The sequence below is a fragment of the Deinococcus seoulensis genome (assembly GCF_014648115.1).
In the GTDB taxonomy this organism is placed as follows: Bacteria; Deinococcota; Deinococci; order Deinococcales; family Deinococcaceae; genus Deinococcus; species Deinococcus seoulensis.
In genome coordinates, this window is the sequence record NZ_BMQM01000004.1 from 180,635 (window position 1) to 201,154 (window position 20,520).

Consider the following 20,520-nt stretch of genomic DNA (forward strand, 5'->3'; position numbering starts at 1 on the left):
CACGTACCGTCCCACCGCACGTACCGTCCCGCTCCACGCAAGGAGGCCCGCCTTGGGCAGTTACCTGATCCGCCGAATCTTCCGCACCCTGCTGGTCATGCTGGGCATCAGCCTGGTCGTGTTCGTGTTCGTCCGCTCGATTCCCGGCGACCCGGCCGTGGCGATGCTGGGCGAACGCGCCACGCCCGAAGCGGCCGCTGCGCTGCGCGAGCAACTCGGCCTGAACAAACCCTGGTTCTTCAACCCCGCCAACCCCCTGGACGCCCAGTACCCCAGGTACATGAGCGCGCTGCTCCAGGGCGACCTGGGCAGCGGCATCAAGAGCAACATTCCCGTCCGGGACGACCTGAGGGCCCGCTTTCCCGCCACCGCCGAACTGAGCGTCGCGGCGCTGCTGTTCGCGCTGGTGATCGGCATGCCCGCCGGGATCCTGGCGGCCCTGCGCCGCAACAGCATCTGGGACAACCTCGCCACGACCGTCTCGCTGATCGGGGTGAGCATGCCGGTCTTCTGGCTGGGCCTGCTGCTGTCGTACTTCTTCGCCGTGAAACTCGGCTGGCTGCCCCCCAGCGCCCGCCTGAGCTCGTCGGTGAACATCGAACCCATCACGGGCTTCTACGTTCTGGACGGCCTGCTGCGCGGGCAACCCGCCGTCGCCTGGGACGCCGCGCGCCACCTCGTGCTGCCCGCCATCGCGCTGGGCACCATTCCGCTGGCGATCATCGCGCGCATCACCCGTTCCTCCATGCTGGACGTGCTGGGCCAGGATTACGTGAGGACCGCGCGTGCCAAGGGCCTCAGCGGCCGCTCGGTGATCCTGAAGCACACGCTGCGCAACGCGCTGCTGCCGGTCGTGACCGTCATCGGGTTGCAGGCGGGCGCACTGCTGGGCGGGGCTGTGCTGACCGAGACGATCTTCTCGTGGCCCGGCATCGGCTCGTGGGTGTACGACGCGATCAGTCAGCGTGACTACCCCATCATTCAGGGCGGCGTGATCTTCGCCGCGCTGGTCGTCAGCGTCGCCAACCTGCTGGTCGATCTCAGTTACGCCGCTCTCGACCCCCGCATCCAGTACAGCTGAAGGGAACTGGTGACCTCATGACAACCGCGACCGCTCCCGCCTCCAAACCCCGCCAGGACAGCATCTTCTGGCGCCGCTTCCGCCGCAGCGCGCCCGGCAAGGTCGGCGCGGTGATCGTACTGGCGTTCGTGCTGCTGGCCGTGTTCGCCGGCATCCTGAAACCCTACGACCCCACCGTGGACCGCAACTACAGCCTGATCCTGAAACCACCCAGCATCAGCGCCCTGTGGAACAGCGACGTGGCCGAAACGTACACCGATCCCGTCACCGGCAAGGTGAACATCTGGCGCGCGCCGTTCGGCACCGACAACCTGGGCCGCGACATCATGACCCGCACCCTGCACGGCACCCGCATCAGCCTGAAAGTCGGCGTGGTCAGCACCGTCCTGGCCCTGCTGCTGGGCACGCTGCTGGGCCTGCTCGCCGGGTACTTCGGCGGGTGGCTGGACAGCGTCCTGGGCTACCTGACGGACGTGATGCTGGCCTTCCCCAGCATCCTGCTCGCCATCGGCTTCGCCAGCATCTTCAGCGCCAGCGACCCGCCCCTGCTGATCGCCGCCATGGACCGCCTGTTCGCCCTGAACAGCCCGCAACTCGTGACCGCCATGCTGGCCGTGTCGCTGGTGCAGGTGCCGGTGTACATGCGACTGGCACGCGCCGTGGTGCTGTCCATCCGCGAACGCGAGTTCGTGCAGGCCGCCGGGGCGCTGGGCGCCTCGCAGGGCCGCATGATCTTCCGGCACGTCCTGCCCAACAGCCTCTCCCCGCTGATCGTGCAGGGCGCCCTGAGCATCGCCACCGCCACCATCGAGGTCGCCGCGCTGGGCTTCCTGGGCATCGGCGCGCAGCCGCCCCTGCCGGAATGGGGCACCATGATCAGCGACGGACGCCAGTACTACATCGACGCCCCGTGGACCATGATCTTCCCCGGGCTGGCCATCCTGCTGACCGTGCTGGGCTTCAACCTGCTCGGCGACGGCCTGCGCGACGTGCTGGACCCCCGCAGCACGCAGTAAAGAGGGTTGATGGTCGAGAGTTGATGGTTGATGGAGGAGAGGAGGGACGCCGCGCATGCCGGGCGTCCCTCCTCTTGTTGGTCACTGTGGGCCTTCAGCGTTCCCAGGGCCACGCGCCGGGCGCGGCGGCGATCCCGACGGTGCGCGGGCCGGTGTGCACGTTCAGGACCGGGTTCACGCCCGCCACGTCCGACCACACGATCGGGTGGCGGCCCTTCAGGTGGCCCAGCACCTCGTCGGCGTCCTCGCGCACGCTGCCGTACAGCAGGCCCACGCGCAGCGGCGTGCCCTCACCGAAGCGGCGCGTGACCTGCGTGGCGACCGCCTCCATGCCACCCCGGTACGAGCGGGCGCGGCCCACGTTCGTGTACGTGCCGCCCGCCTTGTCCACCGTCACGACGGGTTTGAGGTTCAGCAGGCCGCCCAGCGTCGCCTGTACCCGCCCGATCCGACCGCCCCGGCGCAGGTACTCCAGCGTCTCGATGGTGAAGTACAGCTCGGTTTCCTCGTGCACGGCGCGCATCCACTCGCGGGCGGTCTCCAGGCTCTCGCCGCGCGCGGCCGCCGTGCCCGCCGCGTGCAGCTGGAAGGCCTGCGCGGCGCTGAGGGTGCCGCTGTCATGCAGGGTCAGGTTGAAGTCGTCGCCCAGCGCCTGACGGGCCTGCTCGGCGGCGTTCATGCTGCCGCTCAGGCCGGCGCTGATGGTCAGGCCCAGCACGTCCCGCACCCCGGCGCGTTTCACGGCGTCCATCCAGTCCTGCGGGGTCGGCTGGCTGCTGGTCGGGTGGTTCGGGTTGCTTTCCAGCATGCGGAACAGGTCCGTGCGGCTGATCTCGTTCGTGCGGTAACTGGCGTTCCCGAACGTCACGGAGAACGGCGCGACCGGCACGTCGTTCAGCAGGGAAGGATAGGCGTCCAGGCCGCCGTCCGTGACGATCCCGAAGCGGGGAGAGGCGATCTGGTCGGTGCCGGGGGTCATGCGTTCCTGTGTCATTTCAACTCCACGTCGTTCATCTGCTCGATCAGTTTCAGGGCGGCCGTGTGATCCTCGTCCGCGCCCACCACCCGTTCGGCGGCGCGCAGCAGGGCCGCAGTCTGGGCCAGCAGCGGCGCGCTGCCCCGGACCTCGCCGGTCAGGTCGGCGGCAATCCCGGCGTCCTTGGCCAGCAGGCCCAGCGCGAAGGTCGCGGGGAACTCGCGCGTCAGGACCCGCTGCCCGATCAGGTTCTGGCTGGCGTTGCTGCGCCCGCTGCTGGCGTTGATGACGTCCAGCGCCGCGCCCAGGTCCACGCCTGCGCGCGCCAGGACCGCCAGTCCCTCGCCGGTCGCCCACAGCGTGACGCCCAGCAGCGCGTTGTTGACAGCCTTCACCGCGAAGCCCGCGCCGCTCTGGCCGACATGCACGACCTTCCCGGCGAACGCCAGGTGCGGCCGCACCGCCTCCAGCGCCTCGGCGGGGCCACCGACCATCACGGTCAGGGCCCCGGCCTGCGCGCCGGCCGTGCCGCCACTCACGGGCGCGTCCAGCAGCGTCACGCCCCGCGCGGCCAGCCGCTCACGCTGGGCGGGCGCGGCCTGCGGGTGCCCGCTCGTGCAGTCCACCCACACCGCGCCCGATTTCAGGTGCGGTTCCATGACGCTCAGAACCTCGTTCACCTCGGCGCTGGTGGGCAGGCAGGTGAAGATCACGTCCGCGCCCGCCGCCGTTTCCAGCGTCACGGCGCGGCTGCCGTGTGTGCGCGCGTGCGCCTGCGCTTTCGAATCGGTGCGGTTCCAGACGTGCGCGGTCAGGCCGTTGGCCGCCGCGTACCGGGCGAGGTGGGCGGCCATCGGGTCGCCCATCGCCCCGAGACCCAGGAAAGCCAGTGTCGTCATGCACGCAGGCTACGACCCTGCGCCGCTGCGGGCCGTCATTCTGAACCCGGTTCAATCTTGCGCTGACCCTCATGCAGCCCGGAACCCACTCCCACGCAACCCGCATGCCGTCACGGTTTCTGGCGCAGCCCGCTCCCGGCACTCTCGGCCCCGAAGCGCTCGCGCAGGAACCGCCCCTGCGTCAGCAGCCGGTCGGCCGCCGCGTGATCGTGCCGCAACGCCTCGCGCATGCCGTCCTCCAGCAGCGCCAGTTGCTCGTCCAGCAGCACCTCCGGCGGCTGCCCCTGACGTTCCAGCGTCTGCCGCGCGGCGGGCGTCAGGTGCGCGTAGGCGCGCAGCGTGTCCGGCAGGTACGTGTCCCGCGTCTGCGCCAGCAGGAACGCCGTGCGCGTATCGCTGCCGCCCACCTTCAGGGCGTCCGTCACGCCCGAGAGCAGCGCCCAGGCGCGCGTCCGGGCGGGTTCCGGCAGCGACAGCAGCAGCGGCAGGGTCAGCTCGGCACCGGGGCTGGGCAGCGCGGCCTCCGGCGCCGCCCCGGCGGCCAGTTCGCCGCTGCGACCGGAATCCTGGAGTGACCGGCCCGTGGCGCGGTTGGTGTTGTTCACGTACGCGACCGCCATGAAGGTCGCGACACCCGCGAAGATCAGCATCAGAATCAGAACGACCATCATGCGCAGGCTAACGCACGGGCGCCATCACGGGCGGCCCTCACGGTTTCGCGGCGGCCTTCGCGGGCTGCGTGAGGGTTCCCACGTCCAGCAGGAAGTTCCCGGTGCTGGGCAGCATGACGGTCTGAATGCCCGGCGAGAGCTTCTCGGCGACCGTCAACTGAATCAGTTGCGGGTTCTCCCGCAGCGCCCGCCCGCGCAGCGACAGCGCCTCGGCCTCGCCGCGCGCTTTCGCGACCGACGCCTTGGCGGCCCCCTCCGCCTCGACCACGGCCCGCTGGGCGCTGATCGTCGACTGTTGCAGGCGGTTGCGTTCCACCGCCACCTGCTGCTCGGCCGCCTGCTTCTGCTCAATGGCCTTGGCGATGCTGTCCGGAATGCGCAGTTCACGCAGCAGCACGCTGTCCAGGATCAGGTTGTTCCGCTCGAAGATCCTGCGGAGTTCCGTGGTGATGCTCGCCTCGACCTCCTGCCGTTTCGAGGAGATGATGTCGGCCGCGCCGAACTGCCCGATGGCGTCACGGACCTTGCTGCGCACCTGCGGGCGGATCACGGTCCGCAGGTAATCCCGCCCGAGTTCCTTGTGCAGCGTGGCGGCCTTGGTGCGGTCCACCCGGAACTGCACGGTCACGTCCGCCGTGATGTCCAGGCCCTCCTTGCTGCGCGCCCGGATGGCGCCCTCGTCGCCGTCCTGGGTGGTGTGCGCCAGCGTGACCTCCTGAAGGCGGGCGTCGTACAGGTTCACGCGGTCCACGAACGGCATCAGGAAATGAATGCCTTCCTGAAGCGGCTGCGCCTTCACGCCACTGAACGAACTGAACACCACGCCCACGTACCCGGCCGGAATGACCTGCACGCTCTGCGTGACGACCACCGCCGCGACCAGCAACCCGCCGATCAGCAGCGCCGCCGACCGGCCCGGCGGACGGAACTGCGGGCGGCGCGGCGTGGCGTTCGCTCTGGACTCGTTCACTCTGGGCTCAGTCATGCCTCACGGTACGAGGTGCGCGGCCCGGTCGTTCCCGCCCCGCCCGCCACGGAACCCGCCGCTCAGCCTGCGTCCGGGTCCGCGTCGGCCGTCACGCCGTCCAGGTACACCCAGCGGCCCTCCAGTTGCACGAACTCGCTGTTCTCCCTCAGCGCGTACCGCTCGCCGCCCGGCAGGCGCAACTGCGCCGTGAACTCCACGAACGGCCCGGCGGCGCCCCGCACCCGCAGGCCCAGGTAGCGGGTGCCGTCACGCAGGTCCAGCGTGGCGGGGCGGGTGTCCGGGTGCCAGGTGTCCAGCACGTACCGCGCGTTCCCCAGCGCGTACGCCGAGTACCGCGACCGCATCAGCGCCTCGGGCGTGGCCGCCCGCCCGCCCGCGTGCAGCGGCCCGCAGCAGTGCGCGTAACTTCGCCCGGACCCGCACGGACAGGACTTGAACGGAGGGTACGCCAGCGCCATGCGCACAGGCTAGCGCGAAGTGGACCTGTCTGTCCCGGGCGTCCGCCCACGCCGCCCCCATTCCCGACTGGCTTCCGGTGCGGCGCGCACGCGGCGCGGCATAATGACCGGTGATGACCAGGCCCGCACCGATCACCTCCCTTCAGAACAGCCATGTCAAACGGCTGGTGCGCCTCCGTACCCGCCGCGAACGCGAACAGGAGGGCGTCATCCTGATCGAGGGCGCCCGCGAGATCACCCGCGCCGCCGCGTCCGGCGTGTCCCTGAGCACGCTGTTCACCTGCCCGGAGCTGTTCAGCCCGGAAGCCGCGCAGGTCGCCCCCACCCTGAGCGCCCTGCCGGAACTGGAACTGTCCCGCGCCGCCTTCGAGAAGGTCAGCGGCCGCGAGAACCCGGACGGCCTGCTGGCCCTGGCCCCCACCCCCCGCGCCGCGCTGCCCGAACCCGGCCCCAGCGCCGTGACCGTCGTGCTGCACGGCCTGGAGAAACCCGGCAACGTGGGCGCCATCCTGCGCACCGCCGACGCGGCCGGCGCGGACGCCGTGATCGTCCTCGGGCGCGGCGCGGACCCCTTCGGGCCGAACGTGATCCGCGCCTCGCAGGGCAGCGTGTTCACCCTGCCGGTCGCCGTGATGGACGAACAGGACGCCCAGGACTGGCTGGCCGCCCACGCCTTCACCACCGTCGCCTGCACCCCCGACGCGCCCCGCACGTACTGGGACGCCCCCCTGACCGGCCGGGTCGCGCTGCTGCTCGGCACCGAGCACGAGGGCCTGCCCGCCCACTGGCGCGCCACGGACCACTCGGTCAGCATTCCCATGAACGCCGCGCGCGGCGCCGACAGCCTGAACGTCGCCACCGCCGCCGCCCTGGTGCTGTTCGAGTGCGCCCGGCAGCGCCGCGCGGCGGTGAGCGCATGACGCCCGTCGCCTCCGACCCGTACCGCGACTGGCTGCGCCAGCGCCTCAGCGCCGAACTGGGCGTGCGCGAGGCCGACCTGGCCGTGCAGGGCGCCGTGCAGCGCCGCGGCTGGACCGCCGTGCGCGCCCTCGGCCCGCGCGACGTGATCGCCGTGCTGCAGGACGTGTACTCGCAGATGCGCGAGAACTTCGGGGACGCCCGCGCCGACAAGTGGCTCGAGGGCACCACCCTGGACCTCGCCAAGTTCGCCGAGTCCGTCCCGGTCCCAGCCCAGCCCACCGCGCCCGGCCCGATCGCCCCGGCCCCGTCGCCGGTCAAGTGGGGACGCCGCGCGCACGACCTGCCGCTGCTGCTGGCCCGCTCGCACGCCGAGATCGCCAGCCGCAGCCTGGGCGCCATCCGCACCAACCCGGACCTGCTGAGCCTGGAACGCGCCGCCGAATGGGACGTGCAGGCCACCCAGGCCGAGGTGCGGCGCTGGGAGACCGAGGAGATGCTCAGCAAACTCCGCGCCGACCACGCCCGCATCGAGGTGGCCGATCAGGTCGCCGCGGCCGTCGCGCAGGGCGACCTGCTGCGCCTGACCGTCAAGGAACTCGAGGAAGCCAGCCGCAGCGGGCAGGTCGTCAGCCCGCAACTGGCGCACTCCCGCCTGATGGTCACGCAGACCCAGGCGTTCCTGGAAGCGTTCACGCCCCTGATCGAACTCGAGGACGCCGACACGCCCCTGACCATGCTGGAACTCGACCTGGGCAACGCCCGGTACTCGCTGGGCGTGCCGCTGCACCCCAACGTCCTGCGCGCCCGGCACGCCCTGAACTACGCCCAGTGGCAGGCCGGAGAGGCCGGCGAGGCCAGCCCGCAGGTCATGCAGGCCCACCACAACCTGCACCTCGCGCAGGCCGAAGCGCAGGCGCAACTGGACGCCACCCTGAACGCCGCCCGCACCCACCAGGCCACCCTGCGGCAACTCGCCGCGCAGGTCGAGACGCTGGAACGCCGCGCGCTGCAACTCACCCAGATGGGCGGCGACCCCCTGAGCCTCGCCCGCGTCCGCCTCGAATGGCGGCAGGTCCGCACCGCCGCGCGCGTGCAGGCCCACCGCCTGGAGGAAGCCGTGCGCCTCCTCGAAGCGCTGGTCAGCGAGCACTGACCGCCGGCCCCCATGCTGGCCCCACGCCGGACCCGCTGCCCAGCCCGCCGGCACTCCGTTCCCGCAGGCAGCGGGTATTCTGCGGGTCATGGCACTCTGGCTTCTGTTTGGCGTGATTCTGCTCAGCGCCACCGGCATTCTCGCCCTGACCTTCGGTCCCCTGCGCGCCGCCGCGAACGTGCAGACCATCCGCATCATCGCGTTCGTGCAGTACGCCTGCGCGCTGCTGCTGCTCGGCGCGCGCCTCAGCGGGAAGGCATGACCGACCCACGCGTTCACACGCTGGACCTGAACTTTCAGGACACGCCGGGCGTCATCGCCGCGTTCGTGTTCGATACCGGGAACGGCCTCACGGTCGTGGATACCGGCCCGACCAGCACCCTCGGCGCGCTCCGTGACGGCCTGACCGGCATCGGCGCGACCCTCTCGGACGTGCGGCACATCCTGCTGACCCACATTCACTTCGATCACGCGGGGGCGGCCGGGACGGTCCTGAACCTCGTCCCGCAGGCCCGCGCCTACGTGCATGCGCGCGGCGCGGCCCACCTGTCCCGCCCGGAACGGCTGGTGGCCAGCGCCACGCAGATCTACGGCGACCAGATGGACCGCCTGTGGGGCGAGATGCAACCCATCGACCCCGCACGCCTGACCGTGCTGGAAGGCAGCGAGAGCCTGCGCCTGGGCAACCTGGACGTGCAGGCCCTCGACACGCCCGGCCACGCCGTCCATCATCTGAGCTTCCACACGGGCGAACACCTGTTCGTGGGCGACGTGGGCGGCATCCGCCTCGACGCCGCCCAGACGCCCCGCGCGCCCACCCCGCCCCCGGACATCAACCTCGAAGCGTGGCGGGACTCCATCCGGACCCTGCGCGCCCTGGACGCCCGCACCCTGCACCTCGCCCACTACGGCAGCCACCCGAACACGCCCGCCCACTGGGACGACCTGCTGCGCAACATGGACACCGATGCGCAGCGCGTCGCCGCCGGACTGCACGCCGGGCACGACCTGGACACCATCACCCGCACCTTCACAGAGGACCTCATGAACGATCTGAGCCGCGAACACCCCGGCCTGCCCGCCCGCTACGACTTCGCCTGCCCCCCCTGGATGAGCGTGCAGGGACTCGCCCGCTACTGGCAGCGCCGCGCCGCCCGCTCCGGAGGGAACCGCTGATGCGCGTGCTGGTCATCGGCGGCGGCGGCCGCGAACACGCCATCGCGCACGCCTGCGCCCGCCACGGCCACGAGGTCCTGTGCACCCCCGGCAACCCCGGCATCGCCGCGCACGCCCGCCTGATCGACAGCCCCCAGGACACCCCCACCCTCGCCCGACTTGCGCAGCGTGAAGGCGCCGACCTCGTCATCGTCGGCCCCGAAGCGTACCTGGCTGCCGGACTGGTCGACGAGTGCGCCGCGCTGGGCATCCCCGCCTTCGGCCCCACCCGCGCCGCCAGCCGCCTTGAGGGCGACAAGGCCTGGAGCAAGGCGTTCATGGGGCGCCACGGCATCCCCACCGCCGCCCACCACGCCTTCAGCGACCTCCAGACCGCCCTCGACCACGCCGCCACCCTCACCCCACCCATCGTCGTGAAGGACGCCGGACTGAAAGCCGGGAAGGGCGTCACCATCGCCCACACCCCCGAGCAGGCCCAGGCCGCCCTGCGCGACATCTTCACCCAGCCCGGCGCGCAGGCCGTCACCGAGGACTTCATGACCGGCCAGGAAGTCACCATCCTCGCCCTGTGCAGCGGCACCCGGTACGCCCTCACCCCCCCCAGCCAGGACCACAAGACCATCCATGAAGGCGACACCGGCCCCATGACCGGCGGCATGGGCGTCATCTGCCCCTTCCCCCTCGAACCCGGCCTGCTGGACGTGATCCGCCGCGACATCATCGAACCCACCCTGCGCGGCATGACCGCAGAAGGCCTGCCCTACACCGGCGTCCTGTACGCCGGGCTGATGCTCACCCCCACCGGCCCGAAAGTCGTGGAATTCAACGCCCGCTTCGGCGACCCCGAAGCCGAAACCGTCCTCCCACTCCTCACCAGCGACCTCGCCCAGCACGCCCTCGACGCCACGCGCGGCCAGCTCGACCCCACACACGTCACCTTCAGCGAGGACGCCAGTGCCACCATCATCCTCGCCGCGCCCGGCTACCCCGCCGAACCCCAGAAAGACATCCCCATCACCCTCCCCGACCCCGGCCCACACGGCATCATCCACCACGCCGGCACCCGCACCCAGAACGGCCAACTCCTCAGCAGCGGCGGCCGCGTCCTGGCCATCACCGCCACCGCCCCCACCCTGAACGCCGCCCTGACCCGCGCCTACACCCTCGCCGACCAGACCACCTTCCCCGGCGCGCAACTGAGACGCGACATCGGCCGCCGCATCGGCGCGCACCCCGACCCCACCTGAACCCACATTGACCACCGCACCCCCACGCGCTACCATTCCCCACGCACCCGCCGGTGTGGCGGAATGGTAGACGCACTCGACTCAAAATCGAGCGGGAAACCGTAGGGGTTCGAGTCCCCTCACCGGCACCAACCGCAGAAAACCCCGTTTCATACGGGGTTTTTTCGTTTCGTTGCGGTACTGCAGTACGGTCGATTTGGGCTGTTACTGCAACCTATACCGCAACTGGCCGATTCTGAGGGGTGAATGAGAGGCCCGACAGGCGTGGACGACGGGGGAGCGGGTGAGTACCCCCGCCGGGCGCACCTGCGTTATGAGGTTTCCCACGGCGGACCAGGGGCAGGATGTGCGCGTGACACTCGATTTCTCCCCTGAGGCCGTGCAGGCGCTCCGGACGGACGCCCGCTGTAACGACACCACTGCCTTTACCCTTCGCGCTCAGGCTGGCGCGGATACCGACACCTACCCGGCGGTGCGGGACGCCATGCTGGCTCTCGCGGACCGGCACCTGCGCCTCGCCGTGCACCAGCGCGCCCTGGCCCGCGCGCTCGAGGACGCCAGGAACGCTGCCCGTCACGGGACGATGGGCAAGACCGGCTGAGCAGGACCAGAGTAGAAGCGGGGCTACCTTCGAGTGAGGTGGCCCCGCTGTGATCGGTCTGTGCAGTTAGTTTGCCCTTTTGGGAATGAGATCTACCTGCAGTTGCAGGACGTCAAGAATGACGTTGATGTGACCGACTGGGATGTTTCGGTTTCCGCTGACGTATTCGGCGACGGCGGCTCGACTGACTTCGAGGCGGCGAGCAACTTCTGCTTGTGACCCGCGTTGAGCCTTCATTCTTGTTCGAAGATCGTCCTGCAGTTGGTCCCAGTCCATACGGATCATCATACACGGATGCTAACGCATAGCTTGACCTTTGCAAACACATGGGTTAACATTTGTATACCTGAACGGGAGGGGCTGGAAACCAAGCCCGTTCAGGAATCCACCAAGTTTGAGGATCACCATGAACGATACCGCACCCCGCGCCACCTTCCGCCAGTGGGAGACCGTCACCCTCGACCGTATGGACGGCGCCGTCGTCCAGACCCGCTGCCACACCGTCGCCCTGTTCCGCAGCGCCAGCGGCGGCATCATCGGCATCGTGAACGGCGTCATCTGCCCGGCCGCCCGCGCCGTGGACATCCTGCGCGGCGCGGACACCCGCACCGTCACCGCCGAGAAACTCGAACCCGCACCCACCGACGCGACCGGGGCCGCCGCATGACCGCCCTCGAGCAGCTCACCGCCAGCTGCGCCACCGCTACCCTCACCCCCGAGGAGCGTGCCCGCGCCCTCCAAGCCATCGAGCAGCGCCGCGCCGCCCTCACCGCCGAACTCGCCGAACTTGACGCCATCGAGGCGGGCCATCAGGCCGCCCTGGACGACCCGAGCGAATGAAGCCCCTGACCTTCTGGGAAGCGCGTCGCCTGGACGCCGTGACCTGGGAGGTGACCGGCATGCTCCCCCAGCGCGCCGGTTCCCTCCCCGTCCGCGTGACCGTGGACCGCGTGGACCTCGAGCAGTGCGCCGTGATCGGCACGGACGGCGACCTGCACCTGCTGGAGTACAGCCCCGAGGGCCTCAGCGCCCTCGCCCTCGTGCAGGCGGACCTCGCCCAGAGCCGGGCGGTGCAGTCGTGACCGGCACCGAACCGAACGGCACGGCCCTTTACAACCTGGATGACGATACGCTCCGCTGGACTCCGGACGACCGCCTGGACGCGGGCGAGTACGCCCTGGTCAGGGCGGCCGGGTTCAAGTGGTGGAGCCGCACCGGAGCCTGGGTCGCCGTGTGGACGCCCGGACGTGAGGATCACCTGCTCGCGCGGGTGGGGGAGATCACGCATGAGGCGGACCCGGATGACCCGCAGGCCCGCGTGCAGCGCTTCGCCGGTCACGCGGCGGCGGCCGTCAGCCGGTCTGAGCAGCGCGTCGCTGCGGCCCTGCAGGGCCTCCCGCCCGGCGGCGAACCGATCAAGGTCGGGCACCACAGTGAGAAGCGTCACCGCCGCGCCATCGAGCGCAGCGACCAGCACATGCGCGCCGCCGCCCTAGAGGACAAGAAAGCCGACTACTGGCGCAGCCGCGCCCTGGGCGCCGAACGCCGCGCCCGGCAGAAGTCCGACCCTGGCGTCGTGCGCCGCCGGATCGGTCGCCTGCAGGAGCAGCTGCGCGTCCACGAGCGCACGCTCGCCCAGGCCCCGGACAACCGGTACGCCGGGCGCTGGCACGCGCACCTGACGCTGCGGATCGCGTTCGAGGAGGGGAGACTGGCCAGCCTCAACCCCGAGCCGTTCGCGCCGGTCACCGCCTACAGGAAGGGCGACGTCGTGGTGCACAAACGCTGGGGCAAGTGCCAGGTCGTCAGCGTCGGGCGCGTCAACCTGAAACTCCAGCAGCTCACGGGCGCGACCGTCGGCTGGCAGTGGGCCGCGCCGCCCCACGAGGTCAAGCCCTGGACCGAGCCGCCGCAGGAATGAACCTCGGCGTTCCCACGACCGTCCTCGGCCGCCTGCTCGCCCTGGAGCGGCGGGTGGCCACCGCCACCAGGACCCAGCGGGACCTGATCGCCGCGCTGCGGCAGGAGTTGAGCACCCATGACCACACCCGAGACGCCCTCGACCGCCACGACCACGCCCTCGCGCAACTTGACCTGCACCTCCTCGCCTGCCAGCTCACGGGCCCACCGGCAGAACTGGGCGCAGAGGCACCCGCAGCCCCAGATGCCTGACGCGTACCTCAGCGAGACGCTGCACGCCCCCGCGCAGGGTGTCGGCGTGGTCACCCGGCCCGGCCACGCGCCCGCCCTCACCTGGAACGGCCATCAGGTCGGGCAGGTCACCGCCGCGCACCTCGGCCGGTACCGGTTCAGTCCGGTCCGCGCCGGGCGGGTCCTCGGTCCCATCGTGACGCCCGAGCAACTGGAAGTCCTGGCCGCCCGCTTCTACCGGGGTGAGGTGGGCCTGGACCTGCGCGCCCCGGCGAGGCTGACCCTGCCCGCCATCCGCTGGCCCCTGCGCCGCGCCCAGCGTGAGGAGGCCTGCCCCCGCTGCGGCGGCACGTTCCCGCTGGCCGCCCACGACTTCACGGGCGAGTCGATGGGCCGCGAGTGCCTGACCTGCGAGTACGCCGAGGACCTGCAGGGCCGCCCGATCCCCGAGTAACTGTCCACCACGGTAGACACGCGCCCCCACCCTTCTGAAGGTGGGGGCGCACCCCAGGACGCCCTGCGCCAACGGCGTCTGAATGCCTGATTCATGGTGTCACGCCGAACCGCGAGACAATCGACCATGAACTCCACGCATCACGACACCCAGCACTCCGCAGCGCACACCCGGCACGCGCCGTACCGACGGTTCCTGGGGATGCTACTGGCCTCGGCCGCCGTCATGTACGTGGTCATGCACTTCAACACGTACCAGATGGATCACGTGTACTTCAGCTGGACCCGCCTGTACATGACCATGATGTCGACGGCCACCATGGCCGTCGTCATGTTTCTGTTCATGCGGGGCATGTACACCGACCGGACGAAGAACGCGGCCTTGCTGGCCGGAAGTGCGGTGCTGTTCCTCAGTGGCCTGTGGCTGGTCCGGTCGCAGGCCCTGGTGGGTGACGTGGCGTGGATGCGGGCGATGATTCCGCATCACTCCATTGCCATTCTCACCAGTGAACGCGCGCAGCTGAAAGATCCGCGGGTGCGTGCACTGGCGAACGGCATCATCGAAACGCAGAAACGGGAGATCACGGAGATGAAAACGTACATCCGTGACCTGTCCAGCGGGCAGTGACGCCCCTCGCCGGCCTCTGATGGCCGCGGCACGCCGCCCCCCTTTACAGAAGCTGAACACCACGCCCGTACCGTAACGGCATGCAGATCCACACTGTCCTCCTGACTGTCCTGACGGCCACGGCACTCACCGGCACGCCCGCCCTGGCCCAGATGAACCACAGCATGCACGGCGCCCAGACCAGCCCCTCGGGTGCCGTCCCCACGGGCCTCGCGCAACTCACCGGGAAAACATTTGACCGCGCGTACCTTTCCATGATGATCGCCCACCATCAGGGTGCCATTGACATGAGTCAGGCTGTGAAAGGCCGCTTGAAGGACCCGCAGGTCAAAACGTGGGCCGCTGCCGTCATCCGCGATCAAACGCTTGAACTCACTGCCATGAACGGCTGGCTGAGAACGCTGGGCGGTATCGACACGGCGCGGCGCAGCGTGATGGCCGCCGACATGAACGGCATGGTCACCGCGCTCACTGCTGCCAGGAACCCGGATCAGGCGTTCGTGCAGGGCATGCTGCCCCATCACGCGTCCGCGCTGGACATGGCGAACCTCGCCCTGCAGCGCAGCAGTGACGCACGCGTGCTGAAACTCTCGCGTGACATCATCAAGGCGCAGGCGGATGAAATGTACGCCTTCAAGCTGTGGCTCGCGCGGTCCCGCTGACCCTGACCGTTCCCGCCAGTACTCTGGAGGCACCGTCATGGCGCGCATTCTGATCGTAGACGATGACCCGGCCATCCTGGAGATCCTGGGAGCCTACCTGCGCGCCGAGGATCACACTGTCCTCGAAGCGCAGGACGGGCTTACCGGGCAGGCGCGGCTGGTGGAAGCGGACCTGGCCATCCTGGACTGGATGCTCCCAGGCATCAGCGGGCTGGAACTGGCCCGTCAGCAACGCCAGGCGCACCCGGACTTCCCGCTGCTGCTGCTGACCGCACGTGGAGAGGAAGAAGACCGCCTGCACGGCCTGAACGTCGGCGCGGACGATTACGTCACCAAGCCGTTCTCGCCGCGTGAAGTGGTGGCGCGCGTGCGGGCGCTGCTGCGCCGGGCGCGCCTGCACGGCCGCGTGTCACTCGGGGGACTGCAACTGGATGAGCACGCCCGGACAGCTCAACTGGACGGTGAGGATCTCACCCTGTCCAAACTCGAGTTTGACCTTCTGCTGACCCTGGCGCGTCACCCGGGGTTCGTCTGGTCGCGGGACCGACTGCTGGACCGGGTGTGGGGCGCTGATTTCCCCGGTGTTGAGCGGGTGGTGGACGTTCACATGGCGGGCCTGCGCAGGAAACTTCAGGAGTGCCCGGAACGGCCCCGGTTCATTGAAACGGTACGCGGCGTGGGCTACCGCTTCCGGGATGAACCGTGAAACTCTTCCCCCGCCTGTTCCTGGGGCACCTGCTGGTGATCCTGGTGGCGCTGGCCGCCCTCTTCCTGATGGCAGAACTGACGGCACCCAGCTTCTACCGGCATCACGTGGAGCAGATGGTCACCCTGCTTGGCCCCGAGGGGCGCGCCCTGCGGCCCGACCTGGAGAACGGCATGCGCCGCACCCTGAACGCCGCCCTGATCGCCGCGGCGCCATTCGCGGTTCTGGTCGCTGTCGTCACGGCCTTCCTCACGTCCAGGCGGATCGTGCAGTCCGTGCAACTCCTGTCCGAGGGGAGTCAGGCGCTGGCCGTGGGGCGGACGGGACAGCGCCTTCCTGAAACGGGACGTGATGAACTGGCGGTCCTGGCCCGGAATTTTAACGTCATGGCCAGTTCGCTGGAACGGGTCGAGCAGGACCGCGTGGCGTTGATCGGGAACGTGGGGCATGAACTCCGCACGCCGCTGGCGGCCCTGCGGGGGTACGCGGAGGCCCTGACGGACGGGGTGATCGCCCCTGAGCGTGTGAGTCCAGCCATTGCCCGTGAGGTTCGCACCATGGAGCGGTTGGCCAGTGACCTGAGCATGGTGTCCAGGGTCGAGGCGGGGCAAGTTGCGCTGCAACCCGTGACCTTTCACGCGCGTGAGCTGCTCATGGCCGCAGCGGAACGCTTTGAGGACGCGTACCGGGAACGTCAGGTTGCACTCACGTGGTCAGAGCAGAGTGGCCCGCTGGCTGTCCGGGCGGACTTCGAGCGTTCACTGCAGGTCCTGTCGAACCTCCTCACGAACGCCCTGCGGCACGTGCCGGACGGGGGGCAGGTCACCGTGACGGCGTGCCTTGCGGGACGGGACGTCATGTTCGCGGTGCAGGACAACGGCAGCGGAATCCCGGCTGAGCATCTGGGCCGGATCTTCGAGCGGTTCTACCGCGTGGATCCCGCCCGGACGAGAGGGGAGGGCAGTGGCGTGGGCCTGACGATCGCCCGGGGGTTGGCGGAGCAGATGGGCGGATGCCTGGAGGTCAAGTCCGGCCCGGCGGGCAGCACCTTCCGCTTCGCCCTGCCTGCTTCGTCTGGAGGCTCGCCTTGACGGGCGTGCTGGGTGGAACTGAGCCGGAGAGGGCCGCGGGTTGGTGCGCGGTGTTCAGGCTGGCGTTACCGGCCGCCAGCGCCCTGAGGGAGCGCCTGTCAGTGCCGGAAGCACCATTCAGCTCCAGCTGACCTCGGCGGTCACGTCCGCGACGCAGGGCTGCCCGCCGTCCCAGGCGCCCTGCGCCAGCTCGCGCGCCTGCCCGTAGGTCAGGTGCGGGTACGCTTTGACCAGCTCGTTGGTGAGGCTGTGGGGACCGCTGACCTGCACGCGCCGGAACGAGTCCAGGACGCCCCAGTGAACCAGGTCGAAGCTGCGGGCGGCGGGGCGGATTGCGGGGGTGCTGGATTCGGTCATAAAGTACGCTCCTGATCGTCTGGGACGGTGTTTTTCGCTGTCTTTAGTCTGAAGGTCGGACCCTGCGAAGTAAAGTCGGATCTGGCTGAAAATGCCGTCCCAGACGCTCTCGTTCGGTTCGGCTGAACACAAAAGAGCGGGAGGCCGAAGCCCCCCGCTGATCGTCTGGTCGGTCACGCCGCCCGGCTCACCTGCCACTGCGCCTTGGCCTTCAGGCGGCCCTGCACGACCCGCGCGCGGGCGTCGTCCGCCGCCTCGCCGTCCAGCAGCGTGACCGTCACCGCCTGCCCGTCCAGCAGCAGCTGACCGCCTTCCACCGTCACCAGTGCCCAGAAGGTCTCGCCGTCCGGCGTGGCCGCCAGGAACGCCAGCCACGCGGCCCCCTGGCCCAGTGCGCGCCCGGCGGCGGCGGCCAGTTCCTTGCTCGCGTAAACGGCCTGGGGCTTGGCCTGCAGGTGCATGAGCGGGTTGCGGGCCTCGTCACTGGTGGCCACCACCAGGGCGCTGACGTCACCGCCGCAGGGCGGGCCGTACTTGATCACCACGCGGGCGGGCTTATCGCCCTTCAGCTTCGCGGTGCGCTTGGCCTTGGCGGGCGTCGCCTCGCTGGCCGGGGCGGGTTCTGCGGTCGCCTGCTCGGCCTCTGCGGGGGTGACGGGCGTCTCCACGACTTCACCCTCGGGGGTAACCGCTGCCGCGCCTTCCAGGGCCGTCTCCAGGGCATCCTCCAGGGTGTCCGGCTCCCCGTGATCGGCGTTCGCGGCCAGCTCGGCGCGGATCTCGGCGGCCGCCTCGAACGCCTCATCGCGGCCCATCTCCTCGGCCTGGGCGATCAGGCGGCGCAGTTCGCCCGGCGTCAGGCGGGTACGGCCGTCGTTGGTGGTCAGGTGGAAGTCGGTACTGGTGCGGGTCACGTACAGGCCCACGGCCTTCGCTTCGGCGAGGAGTTGGTCTTTCTGGGCGGCCGTCATTGCTTTGGTCATCATCGTCTCCTTATCGTCTGGGACGGTGTTTTCCCGTTCCTCGGATGTCTGCAGTCTGAAGGTCGGACGATCCGAAGTAAAGTCGGATGAAACGAAAAAAGACCGTCTGGGACGGTCTCGTTCGGTTCGGCTGAACAGGGGAGGGGTGGCAAGAATGACGGATCAGGCTGGCTGACTGTGGAGGGGGTCGGCCTCGGTGATTGAGCGATTGCCGGAATGGTGCCTGCCACGCCGCATGCAGGATGGAAATGTTTCTGGATCTGACCCCACTTGCCCTGAATTCGCGAAATGCACCCGTTACACTGCTCCGTATGCCCGTCGAACTCATCTGGGATGGAAAATATGACCAGCACGGCAAGCGCGTGCAACCGGTGCGCCTGGCCCTGCCGTTCCAGACCATCGAAACCATCAATGAGAGCAACCAGCAGCGCATGCAGACGCTGGACATGTTCAGCAGCGGCAAGGACACGGAGTGGCGTAACCGTCTGATCTGGGGCGACAAGAAGTACGTGCTGCCCAGCCTTCTCGAGGAATTCCGGGGCAAAGTCGATCTCATCTACATAGACCCTCCTTTTGCGACGGGAGCGGATTTTAGTTTTACGGCGCAGATTGCTGAAGATCCAGATCATAATGAGAATTCGTCTGCATCATTTGTTAAGCAGCCAAGCATGCTTGAGAATAAGGCGTATAGAGACACATGGGGTAAAGGCCTTGATGGTTTTATTCAGTGGTTCTATGAAACATCTATATTGCTTCGAGAACTCTTAAGCGACAGAGGATCGATTTATGTGCATATAGGTCCTAATGTTTCCCATTACCTTAAATTGATTCTCGATGAAGTATTTGGCATAGATAACTACATAAGTGAGATCATTTGGCGAAGAGCATTTGCTCACAATGATCCAAAAAAACACGGAATAATACACGACACAATATTATATTTTTCTAAGAGTAAGGATAGAGTTTGGAACAAACTTTATCAAAAATCCAGTCCGGAATACATAGAACAATTTTTTGATCAATACGATGAGATAAGAAAAGAGAGATACGCTAGGCATCCACTTGACGCCCCAAAACATGGCAACGGAGGTAACCTTGTCTATGAATGGCGCGGAGTGTGGCCTTCTTCAAATAGAACTTGGGCAATGACTAGAGAAAAAATGGAGGAGTTGGATAAATTGGGAAAGATTCACTATCCTAAAAAGGGGGTGCCAAGACTAAAAAAGTACGAGAGTGAGCATGAAGGCACTGTCCTGCAGGATATTTGGATCGACATAAATAAAATACATAACCAATCTCAGGAACTACTAAATTATCCTACGCAGAAGCCCGAGGCACTTTTGGAGCGCATCATCAAAGCGTCTTCCAACCCAGGCGACCTCGTACTTGACTGCTTCTGTGGATCTGGGACCACGGCGGCCGTGGCGGAGAAGTTGGGGCGGCGCTGGATCACCTGTGACCTGGGGCGCTTCGCTATTCACACGGCGCGCAAGCGGCTGCTCAGCATTGAAGGGGTCAAGCCCTTTGTGGTGCAGAACCTGGGTAAGTACGAGCGTCAGGCGTGGCAGGCCGCCGAATGGGACGACCTGGAAACGGCCCGCGCCCGCGAAGTGGCGTACCGGCAGTTCATCCTCCAGCTCTACGGCGCTGAGGAACTGCCCGGCGGCACCTGGACGCACGGCCTGAAAGCGGGGCGGCTGGTACATGTGGGCGCCGTCGACGCCCCCGTGACGGAAGGTGACCTGAAAGCCATCGTGCGAGAGGTCTGGCAGCGCGCCGGAGCTGAGGGAGCCACCGCCAGCGCGGACGTGCTGGGCTGGGACTTCGCCTTCGAGCTGAACGAGACTGGCCTGAACATGGCTAAAAAGGCGGGCGTGGAGATCAAGTTCAAGAAGATCCCCCGCGAGGTGCTCGAGAAGAAAGCCGTGGATCAGGGTGATATCCGCTTCTACGAGCTGGGTGCAGCGGAGGTCGGGACCGAGATCAAGGGCCGCCGCCTGACCCTGACGCTCAAAGACTTCCTCATGCCGCAGGACGACATTCCCCAGGACGTGCAGAAGAGCATCACTCACTGGTCGCAGCTCGTGGATTACTGGGCCATCGACTGGGATTTCAAGGGCGATACCTTCCACAACCAGTGGCAGGCGTACCGTACCCGCAAGCAGAGCAAGCTGGAGCAAGTGGCCCGGCACGATTACGAGGCGCGCGGCACGTACACCGTGCTTGTCAAAGTCATCGACCAAGAGTTTCCACGCGAGAGAGAACAGCGACCAGCACGAAGGCCCAGGAGGCAGGGGCTTGA

The 20,520-nt window shown here is 68.2% G+C and carries 27 protein-coding genes and 1 tRNA gene; 20 read left to right on the top strand and 8 right to left on the bottom strand.

Going from position 1 to position 20,520, the window contains the following annotated elements:
• Positions 1-52 precede the first annotated feature (52 nt).
• Together IEY70_RS05175 and IEY70_RS05180 are read left to right on the top strand one after the other, a co-directional pair.
• A complete protein-coding gene (locus IEY70_RS05175) occupies positions 53-1,081 on the top strand; it encodes an ABC transporter permease (RefSeq protein ID WP_189063927.1) in 1,029 nt (342 codons plus the stop codon).
• Between the two features lie 17 nt (positions 1,082-1,098).
• Positions 1,099-2,097, top strand: a complete 999-nt coding sequence (locus IEY70_RS05180) for an ABC transporter permease (RefSeq protein WP_189063928.1) — start codon at positions 1,099-1,101, stop codon at positions 2,095-2,097.
• A gap of 94 nt (positions 2,098-2,191) precedes the next feature.
• Here the strand turns inward: IEY70_RS05180 and IEY70_RS05185 are convergent, their stop codons facing one another.
• The 5 genes from IEY70_RS05185 to IEY70_RS05205 form a co-directional block, all read right to left on the bottom strand.
• Complete coding sequence (locus IEY70_RS05185; RefSeq protein ID WP_229777646.1) at positions 2,192-3,091, bottom strand: DegV family protein; 900 nt, start codon at positions 3,089-3,091, stop codon at positions 2,192-2,194.
• Positions 3,088-3,972 carry an NAD(P)-dependent oxidoreductase gene (locus IEY70_RS05190; protein WP_189063929.1) on the bottom strand — a complete coding sequence of 295 codons (885 nt, stop codon included), beginning with the start codon at positions 3,970-3,972 and terminating at the stop codon, positions 3,088-3,090. Before IEY70_RS05190 ends, IEY70_RS05185 begins: the two co-directional genes overlap by 4 nt.
• Before the next feature lie 110 nt (positions 3,973-4,082).
• Positions 4,083-4,640 (bottom strand): hypothetical protein, encoded by a 558-nt coding sequence (locus tag IEY70_RS05195; protein WP_229777647.1) that lies wholly within the window; start codon positions 4,638-4,640, stop codon positions 4,083-4,085.
• A 40-nt stretch (positions 4,641-4,680) separates the two neighbouring features.
• Entirely contained in the window at positions 4,681-5,628 is a 948-nt protein-coding gene (locus IEY70_RS05200) for a prohibitin family protein (protein ID WP_189063931.1), read from the bottom strand.
• Positions 5,629-5,690: 62 nt separating this feature from the next.
• Positions 5,691-6,089 (bottom strand): YchJ family protein, encoded by a 399-nt coding sequence (locus IEY70_RS05205; RefSeq protein ID WP_189063932.1) that lies wholly within the window; start codon positions 6,087-6,089, stop codon positions 5,691-5,693.
• 113 nt (positions 6,090-6,202) lie between these two features.
• Here IEY70_RS05205 and IEY70_RS05210 point away from each other — a divergent pair, with 113 nt between their 5' ends.
• From IEY70_RS05210 to IEY70_RS05240, 7 genes are all read left to right on the top strand, one after another.
• Positions 6,203-7,009, top strand: coding sequence for a TrmH family RNA methyltransferase (locus IEY70_RS05210; RefSeq protein ID WP_189063933.1), 807 nt, complete (start codon positions 6,203-6,205; stop codon positions 7,007-7,009).
• Complete coding sequence (locus IEY70_RS05215; RefSeq protein WP_189063934.1) at positions 7,006-8,163, top strand: hypothetical protein; 1,158 nt, start codon at positions 7,006-7,008, stop codon at positions 8,161-8,163. Before IEY70_RS05210 ends, IEY70_RS05215 begins: the two co-directional genes overlap by 4 nt.
• Before the next feature lie 88 nt (positions 8,164-8,251).
• Positions 8,252-8,425, top strand: coding sequence for a hypothetical protein (locus tag IEY70_RS05220; RefSeq protein WP_189063935.1), 174 nt, complete (start codon positions 8,252-8,254; stop codon positions 8,423-8,425).
• Positions 8,422-9,339, top strand: a complete 918-nt coding sequence (locus IEY70_RS05225) for an MBL fold metallo-hydrolase (RefSeq protein WP_189063936.1) — start codon at positions 8,422-8,424, stop codon at positions 9,337-9,339. The genes IEY70_RS05220 and IEY70_RS05225 overlap by 4 nt, the downstream gene beginning before the upstream one ends.
• On the top strand, positions 9,339-10,586 hold the full coding sequence (gene purD, locus IEY70_RS05230; RefSeq protein WP_189063937.1) for a phosphoribosylamine--glycine ligase: 1,248 nt from the start codon (positions 9,339-9,341) through the stop codon (positions 10,584-10,586). Before IEY70_RS05225 ends, purD begins: the two co-directional genes overlap by 1 nt.
• Positions 10,587-10,635: 49 nt before the next feature.
• A tRNA-Leu gene (locus tag IEY70_RS05235) sits at positions 10,636-10,717 on the top strand.
• Between the two features lie 221 nt (positions 10,718-10,938).
• The gene (locus tag IEY70_RS05240) at positions 10,939-11,187 is read left to right on the top strand and encodes a hypothetical protein (protein WP_189063938.1); all 249 of its coding nucleotides are present in this window, start codon (positions 10,939-10,941) and stop codon (positions 11,185-11,187) included.
• Positions 11,188-11,253: 66 nt separating this feature from the next.
• Here the strand turns inward: IEY70_RS05240 and IEY70_RS05245 are convergent, their stop codons facing one another.
• Entirely contained in the window at positions 11,254-11,475 is a 222-nt protein-coding gene (locus IEY70_RS05245) for a helix-turn-helix domain-containing protein (RefSeq protein WP_189063939.1), read from the bottom strand.
• Positions 11,476-11,593: 118 nt separating this feature from the next.
• Here IEY70_RS05245 and IEY70_RS05250 point away from each other — a divergent pair, with 118 nt between their 5' ends.
• The 10 genes from IEY70_RS05250 to IEY70_RS05295 all read left to right on the top strand — a co-directional run bounded on the left by IEY70_RS05250 (position 11,594) and on the right by IEY70_RS05295 (position 16,878).
• Entirely contained in the window at positions 11,594-11,854 is a 261-nt protein-coding gene (locus tag IEY70_RS05250) for a hypothetical protein (protein ID WP_189063940.1), read from the top strand.
• Entirely contained in the window at positions 11,851-12,027 is a 177-nt protein-coding gene (locus IEY70_RS05255; RefSeq protein ID WP_189063941.1) for a hypothetical protein, read from the top strand. Before IEY70_RS05250 ends, IEY70_RS05255 begins: the two co-directional genes overlap by 4 nt.
• On the top strand, positions 12,024-12,269 hold the full coding sequence (locus IEY70_RS05260; protein ID WP_189063942.1) for a hypothetical protein: 246 nt from the start codon (positions 12,024-12,026) through the stop codon (positions 12,267-12,269). Before IEY70_RS05255 ends, IEY70_RS05260 begins: the two co-directional genes overlap by 4 nt.
• On the top strand, positions 12,266-13,108 hold the full coding sequence (locus tag IEY70_RS05265; RefSeq protein WP_189063943.1) for a DUF3560 domain-containing protein: 843 nt from the start codon (positions 12,266-12,268) through the stop codon (positions 13,106-13,108). Before IEY70_RS05260 ends, IEY70_RS05265 begins: the two co-directional genes overlap by 4 nt.
• On the top strand, positions 13,105-13,359 hold the full coding sequence (locus tag IEY70_RS05270; RefSeq protein ID WP_189063944.1) for a hypothetical protein: 255 nt from the start codon (positions 13,105-13,107) through the stop codon (positions 13,357-13,359). Before IEY70_RS05265 ends, IEY70_RS05270 begins: the two co-directional genes overlap by 4 nt.
• The gene (locus IEY70_RS05275; RefSeq protein WP_189063945.1) at positions 13,352-13,792 is read left to right on the top strand and encodes a hypothetical protein; all 441 of its coding nucleotides are present in this window, start codon (positions 13,352-13,354) and stop codon (positions 13,790-13,792) included. The genes IEY70_RS05270 and IEY70_RS05275 overlap by 8 nt, the downstream gene beginning before the upstream one ends.
• 126 nt (positions 13,793-13,918) lie before the next feature.
• A complete protein-coding gene (locus IEY70_RS05280) occupies positions 13,919-14,419 on the top strand; it encodes a DUF305 domain-containing protein (protein WP_189063946.1) in 501 nt (166 codons plus the stop codon).
• 80 nt (positions 14,420-14,499) lie between these two features.
• Positions 14,500-15,081: a DUF305 domain-containing protein gene (locus tag IEY70_RS05285; RefSeq protein WP_189063947.1), complete on the top strand. Its 582-nt coding sequence runs from the start codon at positions 14,500-14,502 to the stop codon at positions 15,079-15,081.
• 37 nt (positions 15,082-15,118) lie between these two features.
• On the top strand, positions 15,119-15,787 hold the full coding sequence (locus IEY70_RS05290) for a winged helix-turn-helix domain-containing protein (RefSeq protein ID WP_189063948.1): 669 nt from the start codon (positions 15,119-15,121) through the stop codon (positions 15,785-15,787).
• Positions 15,784-16,878 (top strand): sensor histidine kinase, encoded by a 1,095-nt coding sequence (locus tag IEY70_RS05295; RefSeq protein ID WP_189063949.1) that lies wholly within the window; start codon positions 15,784-15,786, stop codon positions 16,876-16,878. The genes IEY70_RS05290 and IEY70_RS05295 overlap by 4 nt, the downstream gene beginning before the upstream one ends.
• A gap of 117 nt (positions 16,879-16,995) precedes the next feature.
• Here IEY70_RS05295 and IEY70_RS05300 read toward each other — a convergent pair whose 3' ends face one another.
• Together IEY70_RS05300 and IEY70_RS05305 are read right to left on the bottom strand one after the other, a co-directional pair.
• Positions 16,996-17,235 (bottom strand): hypothetical protein, encoded by a 240-nt coding sequence (locus tag IEY70_RS05300; protein WP_189063950.1) that lies wholly within the window; start codon positions 17,233-17,235, stop codon positions 16,996-16,998.
• 173 nt (positions 17,236-17,408) lie between these two features.
• Positions 17,409-18,218: a hypothetical protein gene (locus tag IEY70_RS05305; protein ID WP_189063951.1), complete on the bottom strand. Its 810-nt coding sequence runs from the start codon at positions 18,216-18,218 to the stop codon at positions 17,409-17,411.
• Positions 18,219-18,529: 311 nt separating this feature from the next.
• On the opposite strand from IEY70_RS05305, the gene IEY70_RS05310 reads away from it, so the two are divergent.
• Positions 18,530-20,520: site-specific DNA-methyltransferase (locus IEY70_RS05310; protein WP_189063952.1), on the top strand; the 1,991-nt coding region annotated here is incomplete at its 3' end.